The organism is Kitasatospora albolonga, from assembly GCA_002082585.1.
Classification (GTDB): Bacteria; Actinomycetota; Actinomycetes; order Streptomycetales; family Streptomycetaceae; genus Streptomyces; species Streptomyces stephensoniae.
In genome coordinates this window covers 2129470-2154526 of record CP020563.1, presented here as the reverse complement: position 1 = coordinate 2154526, position 25057 = coordinate 2129470, and the positions used below count along the sequence as shown (strand labels likewise).

The following is a 25057-nucleotide window of genomic DNA, read 5'->3' as shown; positions in this document are numbered from 1 at the left end:
AATGGTCGGTATGCCTTCCGTACTGCCCGATGGTGAGCCCGTGCCCGACGACGGGGCGCTGCCCCGCCACGCCCTGGAAGGCGCAGCCGACCGCCCGCTCGGCTTCTACCTGCACGTCCCGTACTGCGCCACCCGCTGCGGCTACTGCGACTTCAACACCTACACCGCCACCGAGCTGCGCGGCTCCGGCGGCGCCCTCGCCTCCCGCGACAACTACGCCGCCCACCTGATCGAGGAGGTCCGCCAGGCCCGCAAGGTCCTCGGCGACGACCCGCGCCCCGTCCGTACGGTCTTCGTCGGCGGCGGCACCCCCACGCTGCTCCCCGCCGCCGATCTCGTACGGATGCTGGCGTCGATCAAGGAGGAGTTCGGGCTCGCGGAGGACGCGGAGATCACCACCGAGGCCAACCCGGAGTCCGTCGGCCCGGCCTATCTCTCCGCCCTGCGCGAGGGCGGCTTCAACCGGGTCTCCTTCGGGATGCAGAGCGCCAAGCAGCACGTCCTGAAGATCCTGGACCGTACGCACACCCCCGGCCGCCCCGAGGCATGTGTGGCGGAGGCCCGGGCGGCGGGCTTCGACCACGTCAACCTCGACCTGATCTACGGCACCCCCGGCGAGTCCGACGACGACTGGCGGGCCACCCTGGACGCGGCGATCGGCGCGGGCCCCGACCATGTCTCCGCGTACGCGCTCATCGTGGAGGAGGGCACCCAGCTCGCCCGCCGCATCCGGCGCGGCGAGATCCCCATGACCGACGACGACGCGCACGCCGACCGCTATCTGATCGCGGACGAGGCTTTCGCCGCCGCCGGGTTCGACTGGTACGAGGTCTCCAACTGGGCCACCACCGAGGCCGGCCGCTGCCTCCACAACGAGCTGTACTGGCGCGGCGCCGACTGGTGGGGCGCGGGCCCCGGCGCCCACAGCCACGTCGGCGGCGTCCGCTGGTGGAACGTGAAGCACCCGGGCGCGTACGCCCAGGCGCTGGCCGAGGGCCGCTCACCGGGCGCCGGGCGGGAGATCCTCGCCGAGGAGGACCGCCGGGTCGAGCGCATCCTGCTGGAGCTCCGCCTCCGTGAGGGCTGCCCGCTCACCCTCCTCAAACCCGACGGCCTCGCCGCCTCCCGCCGCGCCCTGGCCGACGGACTGCTGGAGAGCGGACCGTACGAGGAGGGCCGCGCGGTCCTCACCCTGCGCGGGCGCCTCCTGGCCGACGCCGTGGTGCGGGACCTGGTGGACTGAGCCCCGGCCCCCGCTGACTCAGTCCGGTACGGCGGTCACGAAGTCGATCAGCTCTTCGACCCTGCCGAGCAGCTGCGGCTCCAGGTCCTTGTAGCTGTGCACCTTGGACAGGATGTGCTGCCAGGCCGCCCCGGTGTTCTCCGGCCACCCCAGCGCCCGGCACACCCCCGTCTTCCAGTCCTGGCCCCGGGGCACCACCGGCCACGCGCCGATCCCCACCGACGACGGCTTCACCGCCTCCCACACGTCGATGTACGGGTGGCCCACCACCAGCACATGCGGGTCCGAGACCCGCGCCGCGATCCGGGACTCCTTGGAACCGGCCACCAGGTGGTCCACCAGCACCCCGAGCCGCGCGTCCGGCCCGGGTCCGAACTCCCCGACGATCGCCGGGAGGTCGTCGATGCCCTCCAGGTACTCCACGACCACGCCCTCGATCCGCAGGTCGTCGCCCCACACCCGCTCGACCAGCTCCGCGTCGTGCCGGCCCTCCACATAGATCCGCCCCGCCCGCGCCACCCGGGCCCGCGCCCCGGGCACCGCCACCGAACCGGAGGCCGTACGGGCCGGACGCACCGGACCGCCGGGGGCCGGGCGGACCAGGGTGACCACCTTGCCCTCCAGCAGGAAGCCGCGCGGCTCCATCGGGAAGACCCGGTGCTTGCCGAACCGGTCCTCCAGGGTCACCGTGGGCCCCTGGGCCGTCTTCTCGCAGCGGATCACCGCCCCGCAGAAGCCGCTGGCGACCTCCTCCACGACCAGATCGGGTTCGGCGGGGACCTCGGGCACGGGGGCGGACCTCTTCCACGGCGGGGTCAGGTCCGGCTGGTAGCTGCGCATGCGCCGACGATAATCCGCGCGCCACCCCGAAGATCGACACTTCACCCCGAGGAACGTCACGCCGCCCCCGCGAACCCTCGTCCCGCCCCGAAGACCGTCACTTCACCCCGAAGCCCCCCGCCTCGCCTCACCTCACCTCACCCCACCCCAGCCCCGCGCACCCTCACCCCGCCCCTAACCGCTCCGCCAGCGCCCCCCGCTGCGCCCGGACGAACGCCGCGTCCACCACCGCCCCGTGCCCCGGTACGTACAGCGCGCCCTCGCCGCCCAGCTCCAGCAGCCGGTCCAGCGCCGCGGGCCAGCGCGAGGTGACCGCGTCCCCGCCCGCCTGCGGCTCGCCGGACTCCTCCACCAGGTCCCCGCAGAACACCACCGGAGGCTCCCCGTCCGCACCCGGGACCAGCACCACGAGGTCGTGGCCGCTGTGCCCCGGGCCCACGTTGGCCAGCAGGACCTGACGGCCGCCGCCCAGGTCGAGCGTCCACTCGCCGGTCACCTCGTGGTGCGGCACCACCAGCGTGTCCACCGCCAGGTGGGCCTCCTCCTCGGTGAGCCCGTGGCGGACCGCCGAGGCGCCCAGCTCGTCCGCCGAGCGCCGCAGCAGGGCGGCGATGCCCACGGCCCCGTACACCTGTGCGCCCGCGAACGCCGCCGTACCCAGCACATGATCGAAGTGGGGGTGGCTCAGTGCGATATGCGTCACCCTCCGGCCGAGCAGCGCCTCGGCCTGCCTCCGCAGCTCGACGCCCTCGCGCAGGGTTGAGCCCGTGTCGTACAGCAGCACCCCGTCGGCCCCGGCCACCAGCGCCACCGTGGCGTCCCAGCCCGGCAGGCGCCGCCGCCCGATACCGTGGCCCAACCGCTCCCAGCCGAAGTCTTCCCAAGAAGCGTCCATGGGACGACGCTATCGGGACGGCCCGCACCCACCGGCGGCGGCGTGGCCGGTCACCCTTGCCCCGGCCCCACCCCACCCCCGTACACTGACCGGTGAGTAGCTGGCACTCGTACGCACCGAGTGCCAGACAGGCACCGGGAGAACACAGCTGGAGGTGTGCGCGATGCTCAGTGAACGCAGACTCGAAGTGCTGCGCGCCATCGTCCAGGACTATGTCGGCACCGAGGAGCCCGTCGGCTCCAAGGCGCTCACCGAGCGGCACCAGCTGGGGGTCTCCCCGGCGACCGTCCGCAACGACATGGCGGTGCTGGAGGACGAGGGCTTCATCGCGCAGCCGCACACGAGCGCGGGGCGCATCCCCACCGACAAGGGGTACCGCCTCTTCGTCGACAGGCTGGCCGGGGTCAAGCCGCTCTCCTCGGCCGAGCGCCGGGCCATCCAGAACTTCCTCGACGGCGCGGTCGACCTCGACGACGTGGTCGGCCGGACCGTACGGCTGCTCGCGCAGCTGACCCGGCAGGTCGCGGTCGTGCAGTACCCTTCGCTGACCCGTTCGACGGTGCGGCACGTGGAGCTGCTCTCGCTCGCCCCCGCCCGGCTGATGCTGGTCCTGATCACGGACACCGGCCGGGTCGAACAGCGTATGATCGACTGCCCCGCGCCCTTCGGCGAGGCATCGCTCGCGGATCTGCGGGCCCGGCTCAACAGCCGGGTCGTCGGACGCCGCTTCGCGGATGTCCCGCGGCTGGTGCGGGAGCTGCCGGAATCCTTCGACAGCGAGGACCGGGGAACGGTTTCCACGGTCCTTTCCACCCTCCTCGAGACCCTGGTCGAGGAGACGGAGGAGCGGCTGATGATCGGCGGCACCTCCAACCTCACCCGCTTCGGGCACGACTTCCCTGTGATGATCCGGCCGGTGCTGGAAGCACTGGAGGAGCAGGTCGTCCTGCTGAAGCTGCTCGGTGAGGCCACGGACTCAGCCATGACCGTGCGGATCGGGCACGAGAACGCCCACGAGGGGCTCACCTCCACGTCCGTCGTCGCGGTCGGCTACGGTTCGGGCGACGAGGCAGTCGCCAAACTCGGCGTGGTCGGACCGACCCGCATGGACTACCCCGGAACGATGGGAGCGGTACGCGCAGTGGCACGTTACGTCGGACAGATCCTGGCGGAGTCGTAAGTGGCCACGGACTACTACGCCGTACTCGGCGTACGCCGCGACGCATCGCAGGACGAGATCAAGAAGGCATTCCGTCGGCTCGCCCGCGAGCTGCACCCGGATGTCAACCCGGACCCGAAGACCCAGGAGCGGTTCAAGGAGATCAACGCCGCTTACGAGGTGCTCTCGGACCCGCAGAAGAAGCAGGTCTACGACCTCGGCGGCGACCCCCTCTCCGCCAACGGCGGAGGCGGCGGCGCGGGCGGTTTCGGAGCCGGCGGCTTCGGCAACTTCTCCGACATCATGGACGCGTTCTTCGGCACGGCCTCGCAGCGCGGGCCCCGCTCGCGCACCCGGCGCGGCCAGGACGCCATGATCCGCCTGGAGATCGACCTCGCCGAGGCGGCCTTCGGCACCACCAAGGACATCCAGGTCGACACGGCGGTCGTCTGCAACACCTGCAGCGGCGAGGGCGCGGCCCCCGGCACCTCCGCCCAGACCTGCGACATGTGCCGCGGCCGGGGCGAGGTCTCGCAGGTCACCCGGTCCTTCCTGGGCCAGGTCATGACCTCGCGCCCCTGCCCGCAGTGCCAGGGCTTCGGTACGGTCGTGCCGACGCCGTGCCCGGAGTGCGCCGGTGACGGCCGTATCCGCTCGCGCCGCACGCTCACCGTGAAGATCCCCGCGGGCGTCGACAACGGCACCCGCATCCAGCTCGCCGGTGAGGGCGAGGTCGGCCCCGGCGGCGGCCCGCCCGGCGATCTGTACGTCGAGATCCACGAGCTGCCGCACTCCGTCTTCCAGCGGCGCGGCGACGACCTGCACTGCACGGTCACCATCCCGATGACGGCCGCGGCCCTCGGCACCAAGTGCCCGCTGGAGACCCTGGACGGCGTCGAGGAGATCGACATCCGGCCCGGCACCCAGTCCGGCCAGTCCGTGCCCCTGCACGGGCGGGGCATCACGCACCTGCGCGGCGGCGGCCGGGGCGACCTGATCGTGCACGTCGAGGTGATCACGCCGAGCAAGCTCGACGCGGAGCAGGAGCGGCTGCTGCGGGAGCTCGCCAAGCTGCGCGGCGAGGAGCGGCCCCTGGGTCAGTTCCAGCCAGGTCAGCAGGGCCTCTTCTCCCGGCTGAAGGACGCCTTCAACGGCCGCTGAGCCCTTGTCACGCCTCTCACCGCACCGCTTCCGCCTTTCACCGCACCGCCCTTCGGCCCCGTACCGGAGGGCGGTGCGGCGTTCGGCGGGAGAACCGGTCACGCCGGACGCTGGCTGATTCGGCCCTGTGCGGCGGACGTGGCACGATGCGGTCATGTCCTCCGCGTTGACCGATCTCTGCCGGTATCCGATCGTGCAGGCCCCCATGGCGGGCGGCGCTTCCGGACCCCAGCTCGCCGCCGCCGTCGCCGAGGCGGGCGGGCTCGGCTTCCTCGCCGCCGGGTACAAGACGGCGGACGGCATGTACAACGAGATCAAACAGCTGCGCAGGCTCACCGGCGGGCCGTTCGGCGTCAACCTCTTCATGCCGCAGCCCGCGCTGGCCGACCCCAGCGCCGTCGAGGTCTACCGCCACCAGCTGGCCGGAGAGGCCGCCTGGTACGAGACCCCGCTCGGCGACCCCGACAGCAGCGGCGACGACGGGTACGAGGCGAAGGTCGCCATCCTGCTGGAGGACCCCGTTCCGGTGGTCTCCTTCACCTTCGGCTGTCCCACCCGCGACACGCTCGACGCCTTCGCCAAGGCGGGGACGTACACCATCGTGACGGTCACCTCCGCCGAGGAGGCCCAGGGCGCCCAGTGGGCGGGCGCCGACGCCGTCTGCGTCCAGGGCGTCGAGGCGGGCGGCCACCAGTCCACCCACCGCGACGACCCGCAGGCCGACCACACCGGCACCGGGCTGCTCACCCTGGTCACCCAGGTCCGCGAGACCGTGCAGATCCCGGTCATCGCCACCGGCGGCCTGATGCGCGGCTCCCAGATCGCCGCCGTCCTCGCGGCGGGCGCGGACGCCGCCCAGCTCGGCACCGCCTTCCTCATCTGCCCCGAGTCCGGGGCGCACCTGCTGCACAAGCAGGCCCTGACCAACCCGCTCTTCGTCCGCACCGAGCTGACCCGCGCCTTCTCCGGGCGGCCCGCGCGCGGCCTGGTCAACCGCTTCGTCCGGGAACACGGCCCGTACGCCCCCGCCGCCTACCCCCAGGTCCACTACCTGACCACCGGGCTGCGCCAGGCCGCCGCCAAGGCCGGGGACGCCCAGGGCATGGCGCTGTGGGCGGGGCAGGGCCACCGGATGGCCCGCGAACTGCCCGCCGCCGAGCTGATCGAGCTGCTCGCCGCCGAACTGGAGGCCGCCAGGGCGGCCCTGAGCATGAGGAGCCCCCGGTGACCGCACCGGTCTTCGTCGTCGAACGGATGCCGGCCGGAGGGGAGTTCGTCCTCGACGGCCCCGAGGGGCGGCACGCCGTGTCGGTCCGGCGGCTGGAGCCCGGGGAGGACGTCGTCCTCACCGACGGGCTCGGCCACTGGGCGGAGGGCACCGTCCGGGCCGCCGAGGGCAAGGACCGGCTGACCGTCACGGTCCACGCCGTCCGGGAGGAGCCGGAGCCCGCGCCCCGGATCACCGTCGTCCAGGCGCTCCCCAAGGGCGACCGGGGCGAACTGGCCGTCGAGACGATGACCGAGACCGGGGTCGACGCGATCGTGCCGTGGCAGGCCGCCCGCTGCATCACCCAGTGGAAGGGCGACCGGGGCGCCAAGTCCCTGGCGAAGTGGCGCGGTACGGCCCGGGAGGCGGGCAAGCAGTCCCGCCGGGTGCGCTTCCCCGAGGTGGCCGAGGCCATGACGACCAAGCAGGTCGTGGCCCTGCTGGCCGGTGCCGACTTCGCCGGGGTGCTGCACGAGGACCGCGACCACGACAGCACCCCCCTCGCCACCGCCGAACTTCCCGCCACCGGCACGATCGTGCTCGTGGTCGGCCCCGAGGGCGGGGTCTCCCCGCAGGAGCTGGCCGCCTTCGCCGAGGCGGGCGCCCGCCCGTACCGGCTGGGCCGCAGCGTGCTCCGTACGTCCACGGCGGGGACGGCGGCGACGGCGCTGCTGCTGGGGCGCACGGGGCGCTGGGGCTGAACACAGCCCGGCGGGCGTACGGGGCACACGGGCTGGACCGAGGCCGGGGTCCGGGCCGAACGCCACCCGGCCGCCCGGCACGAAGGCTTAGCATGAGCCGTACTGATCATCAGCGAGCGAGGAGGCCCGGAGCCATGGCGGGAGAGCCGCAGACCGACTGCCTGTTCTGCAAGATCGTCTCGGGAGACATCCCGGCGACCATCGTCCGGGAGAGCGACACCACCGTCGCCTTCCGCGACATCAATCCGCAGGCTCCGACCCACGTCCTGGTCATCCCCAAGGTCCACTACCCGGACGCCGCCTCGCTGGCCGCCGCCGAACCGCAGGTCGCCGCCGACGTGCTGACCGAGGCCGGGGCGGTCGCCGCCGACGAGAAGATCGACTCCACCGGCTACCGGGTCATCTTCAACACCGGCTCCGGCGCCGGCCAGACCGTCTTCCACGCGCACGCCCACGTCCTCGGGGGCCGCGGCCTCCAGTGGCCCCCCGGATAACCCCCGCACCGCAGGAGCGTTTCCCCATGTCCGTACGCGAGCTGGTGGTGCTCGGCACCGCCAGCCAGGTCCCGACCCGGCACCGCAACCACAACGGCTATCTGCTGCGCTGGGACGGCGAGGGCCTCCTCTTCGACCCCGGCGAGGGCACCCAGCGCCAGATGCTGCGGGCCGGGGTCGCCGCGCACGACATCGACCGGATCTGCGTCACCCACTTCCACGGCGACCACTCCCTCGGGCTCGCCGGGGTGATCCAGCGCATCAACCTGGACCAGGTGCCCCACCCCGTCACCGCCCACTACCCGGCGAGCGGGCAGCACTTCTTCGACCGGCTGCGGTACGCCACCGCCTACCGCGAGACCGTCCGGCTGACCGAGACCCCGGTCACCGGGACCGGCGGGGTCCTCGCCACCACGTCCTCGTACACCCTGGACAGCCACCGGCTCTCGCACCCCGTCGAGTCGTACGGCTACCGCCTCACCGAGCCCGACACCCGCCGGATGCTGCCCGCCCTCCTCAAGGAGCACGGGATCGCCGGACCGGATGTCGGCCGTCTCCAGCGCGAGGGCGCACTCGGCGGCGTCACGCTGGAGCAGGTCTCCGAGCACCGGCGCGGGCAGCGGTTCGCGTTCGTCATGGACACCCGGCTCTGCGACGGGGTGTACGCGCTCGCCGAGGGGTGCGACATGCTCGTCATCGAGTCGACCTTCCTCGACGAGGACGAGAAGCTCGCCACCGACCACGGCCATCTGACCGCGGGCCAGGCCGCCCGGGTCGCGAAGGAGTCGGACGTACGCCATCTGGTGCTGACCCACTTCTCGCAGCGCTACAGCGACCCCGAACTCTTTGAGGCCCAGGCCCGCGCGGCCGGGTTCGACGGCGAGCTCACCGTGGCCCAGGATCTGATCCGGGTCCCGCTGCCCCCTCGCCACCACTGACCCCACCAGCACCACCGTTTGCGAGACACCGTGCACCTCCCCAAGGCCGAACTCCACCTCCACATCGAAGGCACCCTCGAGCCCGAACTCGCCTTCGCCCTCGCGGAGCGCAACGGGGTGACCCTGCCGTACGCCACCACCGACGAACTGCGCCGGGCCTACCGGTTCGAGGACCTCCAGTCCTTCCTGGACCTCTACTACGCGCTCATGGCCGTGCTGCGGACGGAGGAGGACTTCACCGAACTCGCCGACGCCTACCTCGCCCGCGCCGCCGCCCAGGGCGTCCGGCACGCCGAGATCTTCTTCGACCCGCAGGCCCACACCGCCCGGGGCGTCCCCATCGGCACGGTCATCGAGGGGCTGAGCCGGGCCCTGGAGCGCAGCGAGGAGACCCACGGCGTCTCCACCCAGCTCATCCTGTGTTTCCTCCGCGACCTCTCCGCCGAGGCCGCCCTCGGCACCCTGGACGCCGCCCGCCCCTACCTCCACCGGATCAGCGCGATCGGCCTGGACTCCGCCGAGGTCGGCCACCCGCCCGCCAAGTTCCGCGCGGTGTACGAGGCGGCCACCGCCCTCGGGCTGCGCAAGGTGGCCCACGCGGGGGAGGAGGGGCCGCCGTCCTACATCCGGGAGGCCCTGGACATCCTCGGCGTCGAGCGGATCGACCACGGGCTGCGCTGCATGGAGGACCCGGAGCTGGTGGCCCGGCTGGTCGCGGACCGGGTGCCGCTGACGCTCTGCCCGCTCTCCAACGTCCGGCTGCGCACGGTCGACACGCTGAAGGACCACCCGCTGCCGGAGATGATGGCGGCGGGCCTCCTCTGCACGGTCAACTCCGACGACCCCGCCTACTTCGGCGGGTACGCGGGGGACAACTTCGACGCCGTACGGGACGCCCTCGCCCTGGAGCCGGAACAACTGCGCACCCTGGCCCGCAACTCCTTCCAGGCGGCCTTCCTCGACCACGACGAGGAGCGCCGGGCGCGCTATCTGTCCGAGGTCGAGGCGTACGCGTTCGACTGACCGGGCCCGCCGTCCGGCCCGGCTGTCCGGATCGCGCTGCGCACCAGCCGCCTGCGCCGTACGCGGAGCTCGGTGACGGGCTGCTCCGGTGAGCCGAGCTTCGGCACCGCGCCGGAGAGGCTGCCGGTGGTGGCGGCCAGCAGCGCGGCCGGGGCGCCACCGCGACGGCGGACCGAGCCGGGCACCAGCGGGCGGCCACCGGTGTGCAGGGCCACGGCGGTGACGGGCGCGGCGACCAGGAGGGTGGCCGCGCCGAGGATCAGCCCCATCACCGGATAGCCGGCCTCCTCGGAGAGCACGCTGCCCAGGAGCGGCCCGCAGGCCACGCCCACGGAGGAGGCCGAGCCCGCCAGGACCGCCCAGCGGCCCCGTACGTCCAGGGAGGCGGCCAGGCCGATCAGATAGGAGAGGACCACCGGGTAGACGGTGTTCCAGAGGATCTCGCCGGTCGCGAACGAGGTGAGGTCCCGGGCCGAGGAGCTGAGCACGATGCTCCCCGCGATGACCACGGTCCCCAGCCCGATCGGCACCGCCCGGCCCACCCGCGCGCCGAGCACCCCAGCGCCCATGACGCCCAGCAGCCCCGCGCCGAGGGCGGCGGCGAAGACGACTCCGACGGTGACCTCGGTCAGCCCCGCCTGGGTGATGCCGATGCGGCTGCTGACGCCCCACAGCGCGTTCTGCGCCATGGACCAGACCAGCATGCCGCCCGCCAGGACGAGACCGGAGCGGCGGTGCGGCAGCCGCCCGGTGATCTGCGCGGCGGACTCCTCGGGGGCCGTGGGCCCGTTCAGCCGTGCGGTGGCGGGCCAGACGAGCAGGGCGGCCAGGGCGATCGCGACGAACGGCACCCGGTGGCCGCCGCCGAGGTGCGGGATCGTCAGATAGAGGGCGCCCGCCGTGGCGGAGACGGTGAGCAGCCCGAGCGAGGACGTCCGGTGCGGGTCGCGCTGCGCGGCGATCCCGGCCGCCGCGACCGCCGTGGCCGTGCCCGAGCCGAAACCGCCGACCATCACACCGAGGACCACCAGCGGTACGGACCCGGCCAGCGCGGCGCAGCCGTACCCCACGGCGGCCAGCACCAGACCGATCCGGGCCGGGGTGCGGGACCCGTACCGCTCGACCCGGCCCGCCAGCGTGAACCCGGCACTCGCCGAACTGAGCAGCAGGGCACTGCCGACCAGGCCCGCCTGCGCGGAACTCAGCCCGAGATGGACGCTGAGGCGGCCGACGACGGTGGGGAGCAGATAGGAGGCGAGGTAACCGGCGGTGAAGACGGCGACCAGAGGCCACGCGGCGCGCGGGCGCGAGGACATGGGCGTTCCTGAAGACATGCCTGAGCAGGCAGGGGGAGGGGAGGGGGGTGGAGCGACGCGCGCGGGGCAGGGCGGAGCGGAGCCGTGCCGAGCACGCGGGAAAAGGGAAGGGCAATGCAGGGGGAATACAGTGAAATACGGGGAGATGCGAGAAGTGCGGCTCTCGTCGGGCAACGTCCCCGAAGGTGCTCGCGGGGCAATTTGTATCAAGCGCTACCAGCCGACCGAAAGCCGCCTCGCTGTGATCTGGGCCACTTATGCGTTTATGCGCCCGGAAGCCGGGTAGCGGCGCATGTTTATGCAGGTCAGGGTGGACGCGCCGACGCCCTCCGCATCGGCGGGGGGACTCCGCCCCGGCACCCTTATCGGGCACACTGGCCGGATCTCACACTGTCCAGAACTGCATCTGCCGCACGGCCGGGAGCGCACGGTGAGCACTGACACTCCAGGGATCGACCCGCTGCTGGCGCTGCGCGCCCCGCAGGACCCCGCCTGCGACGTCTTCCTCACGGGCACGGTCTTCCTCGACATCATCTTCACCGGCCTCGACAGCGCCCCCGTGCGCGGCACCGAGTCCTGGGCCCGGGGCATGGGCTCCAGCCCCGGCGGCGTCGCCAACATGGCCACCGCGCTCGCCCGCCTCGGCCTGCGCACGTCCCTCGCCGCCGCCTTCGGCGACGACCACTACGGGGAGTACTGCTGGGACGCGCTCGAACAGGGCGAGGGCATCGACCTGTCGATGTCGCACACCGTCCCCGGCTGGCACTCCCCGGTGACCGTCTCGATGGCGTACGAGGGCGAGCGCACGATGGTCTCCCACGGCCACGAGGCCCCGGCGCCGACAGCACTCCCGGGCCGGGCGGAACCGGGCGGTGCGGAAGCCGCCCCGTCCGCTTCCACGGCCCACGCCCCCTCCACTCCCGCTTCCACCCCCACCGCGTCCGTCCCCGTCTTCCCGCAGTGTCCGCCGCGCGCCCGGGCCGCCATCGCCTCGCTCGTGCCCGGCCGCAGCGAACCCTGGGTCGCCGCGGCCGCCCGGCAGGGCGCGCGGATCTTCGCCGACGTCGGCTGGGACGAGACCGGCCGCTGGGACCTGGACGCGCTGCCCGACCTGGCGCACTGCGAGGCGTTCCTGCCCAACGCCCAGGAGGCGATGCGCTACACCCGTACCGACTGTCCGCGCGCCGCCGCCCACGCCCTCGCCGAACGGGTCCCGCTCGCCGTGGTCACCCTGGGCGCCGAGGGCGCGTACGCCGTCGACGGGCGGACCGGGGCCGCCGCCCAGGTGCCCGCCATCGAGGTGGAGGCGCTCGACCCGACGGGGGCGGGGGACGTCTTCGTGGCGGGGTTCGTCACGGGCACCCTGGCCGACTGGCCGCTCGCGGACCGCCTGGCCTTCGCCGGACTGACGGCCGCCCTCTCGGTCCAGGAGTTCGGCGGCTCCCTCTCCGCCCCCGGCTGGGCCGAGATCGCCGCCTGGTGGCAGCGCATCCGCACCCTCGACGACCAGGACCCGGCCGCCCTGGAGCGGTACGCGTTCCTGGAGGAGCTGCTGCCCACCACGGCCCGCGCCTGGCCGCTGCGGCGGGCGGTGCCCACGATCGGCTTCCGCCAGTGAGCGGGCACCGACGGCCTCCACACACCCCTCGCACACACGGCCGGTAAAAGAACTCCGTGTTGTCACCGCCAAGTCGTAGGCTTGGTGACCCAGAGGTTGTCGAACGGCGAGAACCCTGCAACGGGAGGTATGCGCAGGCCCGAGGGCCGGCCCATGACTCAGTCATCCACACAGCCGCAGGCGCGTGCCCAGATCCGCATCCCGGCCGCACACCCCATGGTGATGCTCCTCGGATCGGGCGACTCGCTGTTGCGCGTGATCGAAGAGGCTTTCCCGGCGGCCGACATCCATGTCCGGGGCAATGAGATCAGCGCCACGGGCGAGGCGGCCGACGTCGCCCTCATCCAGCGCCTGTTCGACGAGATGATGCTCGTGCTCCGCACCGGAGCGCCGATGACGGAGGACGCAGTGGAACGGTCGATCGCCATGCTCAGGGCGGCCGGCACCGGCGAAGGGGACCCCCAGGGCGAGACACCCGCCGAGGTGCTCACCCAGAACATCCTCTCCAACCGCGGCCGCACCATCCGCCCCAAGACGCTCAACCAGAAGCGGTACGTGGACGCCATCGACGAGCACACGATCGTCTTCGGCATCGGCCCGGCGGGCACCGGCAAGACCTACCTCGCCATGGCCAAGGCGGTCCAGGCGCTCCAGTCCAAGCAGGTCAGCCGCATCATCCTGACCCGCCCCGCCGTCGAGGCGGGGGAGCGGCTCGGCTTCCTGCCGGGCACGCTCTTCGACAAGATCGACCCGTATCTGCGCCCGCTCTACGACGCCCTGCACGACATGCTCGACCCCGACTCGATCCCGCGCCTGATGGCGGCGGGCACGATCGAGGTGGCGCCGCTCGCCTATATGCGGGGCCGCGCGCAACCGGTCTTCACCAACGTGCTCACCCCCGACGGCTGGCGTCCCATCGGCAGCCTTGAGGTGGGTGACCTTGTCATCGGCTCCAACGGCGAGCCGACTCCCGTCCTCGGCGTCTACCCCCAGGGCGAGAAGGACATCTACCGGGTCAGCGCCCAGGACGGCTCCTGGACCCTGTGCTGCGGCGAGCACCTGTGGACGGTCCGGACCGCCGCCGACCGCCGCCGGGACAAGCCGTGGCGGGTCCTGGAGACCAAGGAGATGATCGGCAACCTCCGAGCGGCGCACGCACGCCGTTACGAGCTGCCGATGCTGACCGCGCCCGTCAGCTTTCCCGAGCGCGAGGTCCCGATGGACCCGTACGCACTGGGTCTGCTGCTCGGTGACGGCTGCCTCACCGGCTCCACAACACCGTCGTTCGCCACGGCCGACTCCGAGCTGGCCGAGGCCCTGCAAGGAGCGCTCACGGGCGTCACCCTGCGTCACCGGGGCGGGCCGGACTACGTGCTGAACCGGACCAGGGCACTGGGCGATGTGGTGACCCTGGAGAACCCGGTCACCGCGATCCTGCGGCAGCTGGAGCTTCTTGGGACCCGGTCCCACTCGAAGTTCGTCCCGGACGACTATCTGCACAATTCCGCCGAGGTCCGCCTCGGGGTGCTCCAGGGGCTCCTGGACGCCGACGGCGGTCCGGTCACACAGCCGGACCGTACCTGCCGCATCCAGTACACGACCGCTTCGATCGCCCTCCGCGACGATGTGATCGCCCTGGTCCAGTCGCTCGGCGGAGTGGCTTACACGCGCCGACGTCCGGCGGCGGGCCGGGTGCCCGGGCTCGCCAAGGGCCGGCCTGTCCACCACCGTTACGACGCCCACGTCGTCGACATCCGTCTCCCCGAGGGCATCGAGCCCTTCCGGCTCGCCCGCAAGGCCGAGAAGTATCACGGGGCAGGCGGCGGTGGCCGCCCGATGCGGTTCATCGACAGCATCGAGCCGGCCGGACGCGAAGAGGCGGTCTGCATCCAGGTGGCGGCGGAGGACTCGCTGTACGTCACCCAGGACTACCTGCTGACGCACAACACCCTGAATGACGCGTTCATCATCCTCGACGAGGCGCAGAACACCAGCGCCGAGCAGATGAAGATGTTCCTCACCCGCCTCGGCTTCGACTCCAAGATCGTCATCACCGGTGACATCACCCAGGTCGACCTGCCGAGCGGCACCAAGAGCGGGCTGCGGCAGGTCCAGGAGATCCTGGACGGTGTGGAGGACGTGCACTTCTCCCGTCTCACCTCGCAGGATGTCGTCCGGCACAAGCTCGTCGGCCGTATCGTCGACGCGTACGAGAAGTACGACAGCCGAAACGGTCAACGAGACGGTCAGGCGGACGGCCGGGAAGACGGCCGACGCGACCGGCGTCAAGGGAAGTAGTCGCAGCGCACCATGTCGATCGACGTCAACAACGAGTCCGGAACCGAGGTCGATGAGCAGGCGATCCTCGACATCGCCCGCTACGCACTGGCCCGGATGCGTATCCACCCGCTCTCCGAGCTCTCGGTGATCGTGGTCGACACCGACGCCATGGAGCAGCTGCACATCCAGTGGATGGACCTCCCCGGTCCGACCGATGTCATGTCCTTCCCGATGGACGAGCTCCGTCCTCCGGCCAAGGACGAGGAGGAGCCCCCGCAGGGACTCCTCGGTGACATCGTGCTCTGCCCGGAGGTCGCGAAGAAGCAGGGCGAAGAGGCGCCGACGCAGCACTCCATGGACGAGGAGCTCCAGCTCCTGACCGTCCACGGAGTGCTGCACCTGCTGGGGTACGACCACGAGGAGCCGGACGAGAAGGCCGAGATGTTCGGCCTCCAGGCCGCGATCGTGGATGGCTGGCGCGGTGAGCAGGGGCTCACCGGTGCATCCCCCGCCCCCACCGTCTCGTGATCGCCTCCCTGATCAGCGGTGCCGTGCTGCTGGTCGTCATCGGCTGGCTGGCCGCCTGCGCCGAGGCGGGCATCGCCCGTACGTCGAGCTTCCGGGCCGACGAAGCCGTCCGGTCCGGGCGGCGCGGCAGTGCGAAGCTCGCGCAGATCGCCGCCGACCCGACCCGCTATCTCAACGTGGCGCTGCTGGTGCGGGTCGCCTGCGAGATGTCGGCCGGGGTGCTCGTCACCTACGTCTGCCTCCAGAAGTTCCCCGAGACCTGGGAGGCGCTGGCCTTCGCGATGGCCGTGATGGTCCTCGTCAGCTATGTCGCCATCGGGGTCTCCCCGCGCACCATCGGCCGCCAGCACCCGCTGAACACGGCGACGGCCTCGGCGTACGTCCTGCTGCCGCTGGCCCGGATCATGGGCCCGATCCCGCAGCTGCTGATCCTCATCGGCAACGCGCTCACCCCGGGCAAGGGCTTCCGCAAGGGCCCGTTCGCCAGTGAGGCGGAGCTGCGGGCCATGGTCGACCTCGCGGAGGCGGAGTCGCTGATCGAGGACGACGAGCGCCGCATGGTGCACTCCGTCTTCGAGCTGGGCGACACCCTGGTGCGCGAGGTGATGGTGCCCCGCACCGACCTGGTCTCCATCGAGCGCTTCAAGACGGTCCGCCAGGCCCTCACCCTCGCCCTGCGCTCCGGCTTCTCCCGGATACCGGTCACCGGGGAGAACGAGGACGACATCGTCGGGATCGTCTATCTGAAGGACCTGGTCCGCAAGACCCACATCAACCGCGAATCCGAGGCCGACCCCGTCGCCACCGCGATGCGCCCCGCCGCCTTCGTTCCCGACACCAAGAACGCCGGGGACCTGCTGCGCGAGATGCAGCGGGACCGCAGCCATGTCGCCGTCGTCATCGACGAGTACGGCGGCACGGCGGGCATCGTCACGATCGAGGACATCCTGGAGGAGATCGTCGGCGAGATCACCGACGAGTACGACCGCGAACTGCCGCCCGTCCAGGAGCTGGAGAACGGCTGCTACCGGGTGACCGCCCGCCTCGACATCGGGGACCTCGGCGATCTGTTCGGGCTCGACGAGTACGACGACGAGGACGTGGAGACCGTCGGCGGACTGCTCGCCAAGGCGCTCGGCCGGGTCCCGATCGCCGGTGCGTCGGCCGCGATCGAGCTGCCCGACGGCCGTAAGCTCCGGCTCACCGCCGAGTCCCCGGCCGGCCGCCGCAACAAGATCGTCACGGTGCTGGTGGAGCCCGAGGAGAAGGAAGCGGAGACGGAGACGGTATGACCCCCGAGCGGCTGCGCGCCTTCTGCCTGGAGTTCAACGCGAGCGTGGAGGAGTTCCCGTTCGGGCCGGAGATCTCGGTCTTCAAGGTGCTCGGCAAGATGTTCGCCCTCGCCACGCTGGACGAGGACCCGCTGACGGTCAACCTCAAGTGCGACCCGGACGAGGCGGTCCGCCTCCGCGAGGAGCACCCGGCGGCGATCGTGCCCGGCTGGCACATGAACAAGCGCCACTGGAACACGGTGACCGTCTCCGGCGTCCCGGACCGGCTGCTGCGCGAGCTGATCGAGGACTCCTACGACCTGGTGGTCGCCGGTCTCCCGCGAGCGGACCGGCTCCGGCTGGACCGGCCGTAGGACGTGTCCGGCGGAGCACGGGCCACCACGTCCGGACCACCGACGGCGGACGCCCCCGGAGCAGCGGTAGGGACCGGCCCCGGAACAGCGGCATGGTGGACCGACCCCGGAGCACCGGCATGGACCGCCCCGGGAACAGCGGCATGGACCGACCCCGGAGCAGCGGTATGACGGAACAGCTCGACCGCACCACCGGCCTGCTCCGGGACGTGCTGGGGCCGGACCTCATCGGCGCCTGTCTCCACGGCTCCGCCGTCCTCGGCGGGCTGCGGCCGGCCAGCGACCTCGACATCCTGGCGATCACCCGGCGGAGCCTGGACCCGGCCCGGCGGCGGGCGCTGCTGGCGGGCCTGCTGGAGATCTCCGGACTCAGCGCCGGGGTCCGGCCGGTGGAGCTCACCGTCGTCGTCCACGCCGAGATCCGCCCCTGGCGCTACCCGCCGACCGCGGACTTCCTCTACGGCGAGTGGCTGCGCGCGGAGTTCACCACGGGCGGACCGCCGCTCCCCGCGTCCCTGCCGGACCTGGCCCTGCTCCTCACCACCGCCCGGACCGGCGGCCGCCCCCTCACCGGGCAGCCGCCCGCCCGGCTCATCGACCCCGTGCCCCACGCCGACCTGGTCCGGGCGAGCGTCGCGGGCCTCCCGGAACTCCTCGACGAACTCGCCGACGACACCCGTAACGTCCTGCTCACCCTGGCCCGGGTCTGGGCGACCCTCGCCACCGGGGAGATCCTGCCGAAGGACACCGCCGCGGACTGGGCCCTCGCCCGGCTCCCCGCCGAACACCGCCCCGTCCTGGAGCACGCCCGGGATCTGTACCGCACCACCCCCTACGCGGACGAGCGCTGGAGCCCCGCGCTGACCGCCCGGGTCCGCCCGCACGCGCGCGAGGTGCTCGCCCGGATCGACCGTCTCCGCGCCGGGGCCGACGGCGGGCCCGCACCCGCTCCCGGGTAGCCGCGCGGCCCGCGCCGGGGCGCATGATCCGCCGCTCCCGGCCCCTTCGTATGCTCGTGCTATGACCGACACCACCGGCACCACCGACCTCGACGCCGAGGACCGCAAGATCGTCACCCTGGCGCGCAGCGCCCGCGCCCGCAACGGAGTGGCCGAGGGCGCCGCCGTACGCGACGAGACCGGGCGTACGTATGTGGCGGGCACCGTGGCGCTGGAGTCGCTGAAGCTGAGCGCCCTCCAGACCGCCGTCGCCATGGCGGTGGCCAGCGGCGCCACCTCGCTGGAGGCCGCCGCCGTCGTCTCGACCGCCGACACCCCCGCCGACGCGGACCGCGCCGCCGTACGGGACCTGGGCGGACCCGAGACCCCGGTGCTGCTCGCGGGCCCGGACGGCGCCCTCCGGCTGCGGGTCACCGCGGGCTGACGGACCCGGCCCGCCGGGACCGGCGGCGCCCTTCCGGCGCGTCCGTGCGGACCGCTGTACGGGAGCGCCGCCGCGATCGGGGAGAATGGTCGCCATGAGCGCTCGACCGAACCAAGAAGCCGCTGCCCAGCGGGCGGAGAACGACGCCCCCCACCGGGCCGGTTTCGCCTGCTTCGTGGGCCGCCCCAACGCGGGCAAGTCCACCCTGACGAACGCTCTGGTCGGCCAGAAGGTGGCGATCACCTCCAACCGGCCCCAGACCACCCGGCACACCGTGCGCGGCATCGTCCACCGCGACGACGCGCAGCTGATCCTGGTCGACACCCCCGGCCTCCACAAGCCGCGCACGCTGCTGGGCGAGCGGCTGAACGACGTGGTGCGCACGACGTGGGCCGAGGTCGACGTCATCGGCTTCTGCCTGCCCGCCGACCAGAAGCTCGGCCCGGGTGACAAGTACATCGTCAAGGAGCTCGCGGGGATCAAGAAGACCCCCAAGATCGCCATCATCACCAAGACCGACCTGGTCGACTCCAAGGCGCTGGCCGAACAGCTCCTCGCCGTCTCCGCGCTCGCGGACGAGCTGGGCTTCGAGTGGGCCGAGATCGTGCCCGTATCGGCGGTCGGGGACAAGCAGGTCGACCTGCTCGCCGACCTCATCGCCCCGCTGCTCCCGGAGAGCCCGCCGCTCTACCCGGAGGGCGACCTCACCGACGAGCCCGAGATGGTCATGGTCGCGGAGCTGATCCGCGAAGCCGCGCTGGAGGGCGTACGGGACGAGCTGCCGCACTCCATCGCCGTCGTGGTCGAGGAGATGCTGCCGCGCACGGACCGCCCGGCGGACAAGCCGCTGCTGGACATCCACGCCAACGTCTACATCGAGCGCCCCAGCCAGAAGGGCATCATCATCGGCCCGAAGGGCAAGCGGCTGAAGGAAGTCGGCACGAAGTCGCGGAAGCACATCGAGGCGCTGCTCGGCACGCCGGTCTTCCTCGACCTGCATGTGAAGGTCGCCAAGGACTGGCAGCGCGACCCGAAGCAGCTGCGGAAGCTCGGGTTCTGAGCCGGGCCGGGACCGGCGGCCGGAGGACGCCGCAGCCGCGCGAAGCCGCTGAGGCCCCCTGGGGCCGAAGGGCGCGAGTGCGGCCGTGGAGATGGGTCCCCAAGCAGCTGCGGAAGCTGGGCTTCTAGGGTCTTCGCAGAACAGGTGCCGGTCTCACGCGCCCTCCTTGAGAACGCGTGAGACCAGCGTGCGCTGCGCCCCGGTCAGATCGGGGTCAGCGCAGTACACGGTGCGGTCCCCGACCGTGACCGCGTACCGGAATCCGTCCGGCACCCCGGACGGCGGCGCGTCCGGGGTGGTGGCGAGGACCTCCTCGGCGAGCGACTCCCACTCCGCCGCGTCCTCACGGCCCTCGGTGTCGATCGCCTGAGTACGGGAGATGCCGGCGAAGCCGCCGGTGCGGGTGACCTGAATACGCATGGGGTCCTGTCTAGCCGGGCCGGGGCAGGGCCTCAACCCCGCCTCACGGGGGCCGGGGCGGGACGCGGGGTGCCCGGACCGGACGTTCACCCCCGCCTCACGGGTCTCACTCCGCCGCCGTCGGTACGCCCACCTCGGACCATGCCTTCAGGACCGCCTCCTTCTCGCCGCGCTCCCCGAACCGGCTCCCCGCCGCCGCGACCGTCAGTCGGGCGAACTCCGCGAAGTCCGCGGTGGCCGTCAGCTCGCCGCCGGTCAGCACGTCGAACCAGATCTGCCCGGCCCGCTCCCAGGCGTTGCCGCCCAGGGCCGTGGCCAGGAGGTAGAAGGCGCGGTTGGGGATGCCGGAGTTGATGTGGACCCCGCCGTTGTCCTCCTCCGTCTCGACGTACTCCTCCATGGAGGCGGGCTGCGGGTCCTTGCCGAGCACATCGTCGTCGTACGCCGTACCGGGAGCCTTCATCGAGCGCAGGGCCTCCCCGCTGACCCGGGGGGCCAGCAGTCCGGCGCCGATCAGCCAGTCGGCCTGCTCCGCGCTCTGGCCCAGCGAGTACTGCTTGACCAGCGAGCCGAAGACGTCGGAGACCGACTCGTTGAGCGCGCCCGACTGGCCCTCGTAGCGCAGGTTGGCGGTGTACTGGGTGAGGCCGTGGGCCAGTTCGTGGGCGATGACGTCGATGGCGTACGTGAAGTCGAGGAAGATCTCCCCGTCGCCGTCCCCGAAGACCATCTGCTCGCCGTCGAAGAACGCGTTGTTGTACTCGCGGCCGTAGTGCACGGAGCCGATGAGCGGCAGGCCCTTGCCGTCGATCGAGCTGCGCCCGTAGGCGGAGAGCAGCAGGTCGAAGGTGGCGCCGAGCCCGGCGTACGCGCGGTTGACGCTGGCGTCCGAGGTGGGCTTGTCGCCCTCGTCGCGGACCTTGGTGCCCGGCAGCGACGTGCCGTTCTCGCAGTCGTACAGGGTGCGGTGGGGCTTCGCGGGGACCGCGCCCGCCGTGGGGGTGGCGGGCGCGGCGGCCAGGGCCGTCATACGGCGGTGGTTCCGGCGGAGGCCGTCGGCCTCCAGGGTGCGGCGGGCCGGGTCGGCCAGCCGGGCGTCGCCGGAGTGCGACAGCTTGTCGAGGACGTGGGGCGGCACGATGGTGCAGAAGACGGGGTTCAGCCCGTCGTCATGGGTTCGAGGCTGCATGATCCGACTGTGGCACTCCGTCACTGACCTGTCACTGGTTGCGACGATGATTGACGAGAAGGAGTGATGAGTCACGGTTTTCCCTCATTGATGACCGGTCCCGCATACTGATACGGACCGACACCCCGGGCCACCCTCGGCTACGCTCGTCGCATCATGCGTTTCGGGCTGCTTCTCCTTAGCTGCCGCGGCGAGGGCCTGTAGTCGTAGGCCGACCCCCTCCCCGCGGAGTCTGGTGCTGCAGCGACACCGTCGGCCGACCCCATGTCGGACCCCGAGGAGCCCTACGTCATGACGACGCCCGTGAACCCTGCCGGTGCTGTGAACCCCGCGAGCAACGCTGTCGGCCGCCCCACCCCGATCACCAACGCCACGCAGCTCCAGAAGCCGTCCGGGATGCCGGTCCACAAGTACCGCGGTTACGAGGCCGTGGACATCGCCGACCGCACCTGGCCCGACAACCGGATCACCGTCGCGCCCCGCTGGCTGTCCACCGATCTGCGCGACGGCAACCAGGCGCTGATCGACCCGATGTCCCCGGCCCGCAAGCGTGAGATGTTCGACCTGCTCGTACGCATGGGCTACAAGGAGATCGAGGTCGGCTTCCCGTCCTCCGGCGAGACCGACTTCGCCTTCGTGCGCTCCATCATCGAGGAGGGCGCGATCCCCGAGGACGTGACGATCTCCGTCCTGACCCAGGCCCGCGAGGAGCTGATCGAGCGGACCGTCGAGTCGCTGGTCGGCGCCCGCCGGGCCACCGTCCACCTGTACAACGCCACCGCCCCCACCTTCCGCCGCGTGGTCTTCCGGGGCTCGAAGGAGCAGGTCAAGCAGATCGCGGTGGACGGCACCCGGCTGGTCATGGAGTACGCGGAGAAGATCCTCGGTCCCGAGACGATCTTCGGCTACCAGTACAGCCCGGAGATCTTCACCGACACCGAGCTGGACTTCGCCCTGGAGGTCTGCGAGGCGGTCTGTGACGTCTGGCAGCCCGAGGAGGGCCGCGAGATCATCCTGAACCTGCCCGCCACCGTGGAGCGCTCCACGCCCTCCACCCACGCGGACCGCTTCGAGTGGATGTCCCGCAACCTGACCCGCCGCGAGCACATCTGCCTCTCCGTCCACCCGCACAACGACCGGGGTACGGCGGTGGCGGCGGCCGAACTGGCCATCATGGCCGGGGCCGACCGCATCGAGGGCTGCCTGTTCGGCCAGGGCGAGCGCACCGGCAACGTCGACCTGGTCACCCTGGGGATGAACCTGTTCTCGCAGGGCGTGGACCCGCAGATCGACTTCTCGCAGATCGACGAGATCCGCCGTACCAGCGAGTACTGCAACCAGATGGAGATCCACCCCCGCCACCCGTACGCGGGCGACCTGGTCTACACCGCCTTCTCCGGCTCCCACCAGGACGCCATCAAGAAGGGCTTCGACGCCATGGAGGCCGACGCGGCCGCCCAGGGGAAGAGCGTCGACGACATCGAGTGGGCCGTGCCGTACCTGCCGATCGACCCGAAGGACGTCGGCCGCTCCTACGAGGCCGTCATCCGCGTCAACTCGCAGTCCGGCAAGGGCGGTATCGCGTACGTCCTGAAGAACGACCACAAGCTGGACCTGCCGCGCCGGATGCAGATCGAGTTCTCCCGGATCATCCAGGCCAAGACCGACGCCGAGGGCGGCGAGGTCACCCCGGCCGCGATCTGGTCCGTCTTCCAGGACGAGTACCTGCCCAACGCCGAGAATGCCTGGGGTCGCATCCAGCTCCGTTCCGGCCAGACCACCACCGACACCGACGGCCGGGACACCCTGACCGTCGAGGCCACCGTGGACGGCACCGACACCGTGCTGACCGGCACGGGCAACGGCCCGATCTCCGCGTTCTTCGAAGCGCTGCAGGCCATCGGTATCGACGCCCGGCTGCTGGACTACACCGAGCACACGATGAGCGAGGGAGCCTCCGCCCAGGCCGCCTCCTACATCGAGTGCGCGATCGACGGCAAGGTCCTGTGGGGCATCGGCATCGACGCCAACACCACCCGCGCCTCGCTCAAGGCGGTCGTCTCCGCGGTCAACCGCTCCTCCCGCTGACCGCTTCCGGCCCCCTTCTTTTGGGCGCTGCCGGACGCCCCTTCGTACGGACGTCCGCTTTGACCCTGTAAAGGGCAGTCCAGGAACCCCGATCGCCCGCTCCGGGCGGTCGGGGTTCGGCCATATCCCGGGGTTGTGACCTCCGGGCTACTGACGCCACATCACGCATGTGGCTAACATCACGTCCAACACACGGCAGTGTTGCCGGAGCGTTACGGAGGTGTGCGACGTGCGGCCAGTCAAAGGACAACGCGCTCTGAAGCCGGTCTTCTGCGGCATCCGTACGGTCTGGGACACCGTCGGCGACGGGGCCTTCTTCTGCCCCGGCTGCGGCGGTGACCGCAACTACCGCCGCCTCACCGGCCGCCGCCGGCTCACCGTCCTCGGCATTCCGCTGGCCCGCCGGGGCGAGACCGGGCCCGTCGTGGAGTGTGCCGCCTGCCGCGCCCGCTTCGCCCCCGACGCCCTGGACCACCCCACCACCACCCGGTTCTCCTCGATGCTCCGGGAGGCCGTCCACACCGTCACCCTGGCCGTCCTCGCGGCCGGCGGGACCACCTCCCGTACGGTCCTGGACACCGCCGTCGGGGTCGTCCGCGACGCCGGGCTCGACGACTGCACCCAGGAGCAGCTGTACACCGTGGTGGAGGTGCTCGCCGCCGACACGGGGTACGGCTCCGGGGCCGACCCGGCGGCCGAGGCGTGCGGCGCGACCCTCGCCATCGAGCTGCACGAGGTGCTGGCCCCGCTCGCCCCGCACCTGGCCGTCCCGGGCCGTGAGTCGGTCCTCCTCCAGGGGGCCAGGATCGCGCTCGCCGACGGACCCTACGGCCACGCCGAGCGCGAGGTGCTGACCGTCGTCGGCAGCGCCCTGGACCTCCCGGCCGAGGACACCGCCCGCCTGCTGGCCGCCGCCGCCCGTACGCCCTCCTAGGCTCCTCCAGAGCCCTCCTGGGGGCGTACGGCCGTCCGGGCGTGCGCGACAATGGCCCCATGAGCTTGTTCCGGGACGACGGTGTCGTGCTGCGTACGCAGAAACTGGGCGAGGCCGACCGGATCATCACGATCCTGACCCGGGGCCACGGCCGGGTCCGCGCTGTCGCCCGGGGGGTGCGCCGCACCAAGTCCAAGTTCGGCGCCCGCCTGGAGCCCTTCTCCCACGTCGACGTGCAGTTCTTCGCCCGGGGCAGCGAGCTGGTCGGCCGCGGTCTGCCGCTCTGCACCCAGAGCGAGACGATCGCCCCGTACGGCGGCGGGATCGTCGCCGACTACGCCCGCTACACGGCCGGTACCGCCATGCTGGAGACCGCCGAGCGGTTCACCGACCACGAGGGCGAACCGGCGGTCCAGCAGTACCTGCTGCTCGTCGGCGGCCTGCGCACCCTCGCCCGGGGCGAGCACGCGCCCCACCTCATCCTGGACGCGTTCCTGCTGCGCTCGCTCGCGGTCAACGGGTACGCGCCCAGCTTCGAGGACTGCGCCAAGTGCGGGATGCCGGGTCCGAACCGGTTCTTCTCCGTCGCGGCGGGGGGCGTCATATGCGGTGACTGCCGGGTCCCCGGCAGCGTCGTACCCTCGGCACAGGCCCTGGGGCTCCTGAGCGCGCTGCTCAGCGGCGACTGGGCGACGGCGGACGCGTGCGAGGCACGTCATGTCAGGGAGGGCAGCGGGCTGGTGTCCGCCTATCTGCACTGGCACCTGGAGCGCGGTCTGCGCTCGCTGCGGTACGTGGAGAAGTGACGCGGGCCCTCAAGAGGCGGGTCAAGAGGCGGGTCCTCAAGAGAGTCACGCGTTGCGTGAAGAAGTGAC

Annotated in this window: 24 protein-coding genes; 19 read left to right on the top strand and 5 right to left on the bottom strand. The window is 72.0% G+C overall.

The window, feature by feature from the left end; all coding sequences use genetic code 11:
- The first annotated feature begins 1 nt into the window (after window position 1).
- Window positions 2-1243 carry a coproporphyrinogen III oxidase gene (locus tag B7C62_09415; GenBank protein ARF72464.1) on the top strand — a complete coding sequence of 414 codons (1242 nt, stop codon included), beginning with the start codon at window positions 2-4 and terminating at the stop codon, window positions 1241-1243.
- Between the two features lie 18 nt (window positions 1244-1261).
- Here the strand turns inward: B7C62_09415 and B7C62_09410 are convergent, their stop codons facing one another.
- The gene (locus B7C62_09410) at window positions 1262-2083 is read right to left on the bottom strand and encodes a hypothetical protein (protein ARF72463.1); all 822 of its coding nucleotides are present in this window, start codon (window positions 2081-2083) and stop codon (window positions 1262-1264) included.
- 163 nt (window positions 2084-2246) lie between these two features.
- Complete coding sequence (locus B7C62_09405) at window positions 2247-2978, bottom strand: MBL fold metallo-hydrolase (GenBank protein ID ARF72462.1); 732 nt, start codon at window positions 2976-2978, stop codon at window positions 2247-2249.
- Between the two features lie 163 nt (window positions 2979-3141).
- Between B7C62_09405 and B7C62_09400 the strand changes: the two genes are divergently transcribed.
- The 7 genes from B7C62_09400 to B7C62_09370 all read left to right on the top strand — a co-directional run bounded on the left by B7C62_09400 (window position 3142) and on the right by B7C62_09370 (window position 9721).
- The gene (locus B7C62_09400; GenBank protein ARF72461.1) at window positions 3142-4158 is read left to right on the top strand and encodes a heat-inducible transcriptional repressor HrcA; all 1017 of its coding nucleotides are present in this window, start codon (window positions 3142-3144) and stop codon (window positions 4156-4158) included.
- On the top strand, window positions 4159-5298 hold the full coding sequence (locus B7C62_09395; protein ARF72460.1) for a molecular chaperone DnaJ: 1140 nt from the start codon (window positions 4159-4161) through the stop codon (window positions 5296-5298).
- Window positions 5299-5452: 154 nt separating this feature from the next.
- Entirely contained in the window at window positions 5453-6526 is a 1074-nt protein-coding gene (locus B7C62_09390; GenBank protein ARF72459.1) for a 2-nitropropane dioxygenase, read from the top strand.
- Window positions 6523-7266, top strand: a complete 744-nt coding sequence (locus tag B7C62_09385; GenBank protein ARF72458.1) for a 16S rRNA (uracil(1498)-N(3))-methyltransferase — start codon at window positions 6523-6525, stop codon at window positions 7264-7266. The genes B7C62_09390 and B7C62_09385 overlap by 4 nt, the downstream gene beginning before the upstream one ends.
- Before the next feature lie 134 nt (window positions 7267-7400).
- A complete protein-coding gene (locus B7C62_09380; protein ARF72457.1) occupies window positions 7401-7760 on the top strand; it encodes a histidine triad nucleotide-binding protein in 360 nt (119 codons plus the stop codon).
- 26 nt (window positions 7761-7786) lie between these two features.
- Entirely contained in the window at window positions 7787-8698 is a 912-nt protein-coding gene (locus B7C62_09375) for a ribonuclease Z (protein ID ARF72456.1), read from the top strand.
- A gap of 30 nt (window positions 8699-8728) precedes the next feature.
- Window positions 8729-9721, top strand: a complete 993-nt coding sequence (locus B7C62_09370) for an adenosine deaminase (GenBank protein ARF72455.1) — start codon at window positions 8729-8731, stop codon at window positions 9719-9721.
- Here the strand turns inward: B7C62_09370 and B7C62_09365 are convergent.
- A complete protein-coding gene (locus tag B7C62_09365; protein ID ARF72454.1) occupies window positions 9685-11037 on the bottom strand; it encodes an MFS transporter in 1353 nt (450 codons plus the stop codon). The genes B7C62_09370 and B7C62_09365 overlap by 37 nt on opposite strands.
- 430 nt (window positions 11038-11467) lie before the next feature.
- Here B7C62_09365 and B7C62_09360 point away from each other — a divergent pair, with 430 nt between their 5' ends.
- The 8 genes from B7C62_09360 to B7C62_09325 all read left to right on the top strand — a co-directional run bounded on the left by B7C62_09360 (window position 11468) and on the right by B7C62_09325 (window position 19551).
- Entirely contained in the window at window positions 11468-12655 is a 1188-nt protein-coding gene (locus tag B7C62_09360) for a sugar kinase (GenBank protein ID ARF72453.1), read from the top strand.
- A 153-nt stretch (window positions 12656-12808) separates the two neighbouring features.
- A complete protein-coding gene (locus tag B7C62_09355) occupies window positions 12809-14953 on the top strand; it encodes a phosphate starvation-inducible protein PhoH (GenBank protein ARF72452.1) in 2145 nt (714 codons plus the stop codon).
- A 12-nt stretch (window positions 14954-14965) separates the two neighbouring features.
- Window positions 14966-15463: an rRNA maturation RNase YbeY gene (locus tag B7C62_09350; GenBank protein ID ARF72451.1), complete on the top strand. Its 498-nt coding sequence runs from the start codon at window positions 14966-14968 to the stop codon at window positions 15461-15463.
- Complete coding sequence (locus tag B7C62_09345) at window positions 15460-16755, top strand: hypothetical protein (GenBank protein ID ARF72450.1); 1296 nt, start codon at window positions 15460-15462, stop codon at window positions 16753-16755. The genes B7C62_09350 and B7C62_09345 overlap by 4 nt, the downstream gene beginning before the upstream one ends.
- On the top strand, window positions 16752-17108 hold the full coding sequence (locus B7C62_09340) for a DNA-binding protein (GenBank protein ARF72449.1): 357 nt from the start codon (window positions 16752-16754) through the stop codon (window positions 17106-17108). Before B7C62_09345 ends, B7C62_09340 begins: the two co-directional genes overlap by 4 nt.
- 167 nt (window positions 17109-17275) lie before the next feature.
- Window positions 17276-18067, top strand: coding sequence for a nucleotidyltransferase (locus B7C62_09335; protein ID ARF77070.1), 792 nt, complete (start codon window positions 17276-17278; stop codon window positions 18065-18067).
- A 61-nt stretch (window positions 18068-18128) separates the two neighbouring features.
- Window positions 18129-18491: a cytidine deaminase gene (locus B7C62_09330; protein ID ARF72448.1), complete on the top strand. Its 363-nt coding sequence runs from the start codon at window positions 18129-18131 to the stop codon at window positions 18489-18491.
- Window positions 18492-18585: 94 nt separating this feature from the next.
- Window positions 18586-19551, top strand: coding sequence for a GTPase Era (locus tag B7C62_09325; GenBank protein ARF77069.1), 966 nt, complete (start codon window positions 18586-18588; stop codon window positions 19549-19551).
- A gap of 153 nt (window positions 19552-19704) precedes the next feature.
- Here B7C62_09325 and B7C62_09320 read toward each other — a convergent pair whose 3' ends face one another.
- Complete coding sequence (locus tag B7C62_09320) at window positions 19705-19971, bottom strand: hypothetical protein (GenBank protein ARF72447.1); 267 nt, start codon at window positions 19969-19971, stop codon at window positions 19705-19707.
- A gap of 106 nt (window positions 19972-20077) precedes the next feature.
- On the bottom strand, window positions 20078-21160 hold the full coding sequence (locus tag B7C62_09315; protein ARF72446.1) for a peptidase M4 family protein: 1083 nt from the start codon (window positions 21158-21160) through the stop codon (window positions 20078-20080).
- A 291-nt stretch (window positions 21161-21451) separates the two neighbouring features.
- Here B7C62_09315 and B7C62_09310 point away from each other — a divergent pair, with 291 nt between their 5' ends.
- The 3 genes from B7C62_09310 (at window position 21452) to B7C62_09300 (ending at window position 24988) form a co-directional block, all read left to right on the top strand.
- Complete coding sequence (locus tag B7C62_09310) at window positions 21452-23248, top strand: 2-isopropylmalate synthase (GenBank protein ARF77068.1); 1797 nt, start codon at window positions 21452-21454, stop codon at window positions 23246-23248.
- Between the two features lie 256 nt (window positions 23249-23504).
- Window positions 23505-24182: a hypothetical protein gene (locus B7C62_09305; GenBank protein ARF77067.1), complete on the top strand. Its 678-nt coding sequence runs from the start codon at window positions 23505-23507 to the stop codon at window positions 24180-24182.
- A 59-nt stretch (window positions 24183-24241) separates the two neighbouring features.
- Window positions 24242-24988: a DNA repair protein RecO gene (locus B7C62_09300; GenBank protein ID ARF72445.1), complete on the top strand. Its 747-nt coding sequence runs from the start codon at window positions 24242-24244 to the stop codon at window positions 24986-24988.
- The last annotated feature ends 69 nt before the right edge of the window (window positions 24989-25057 follow it).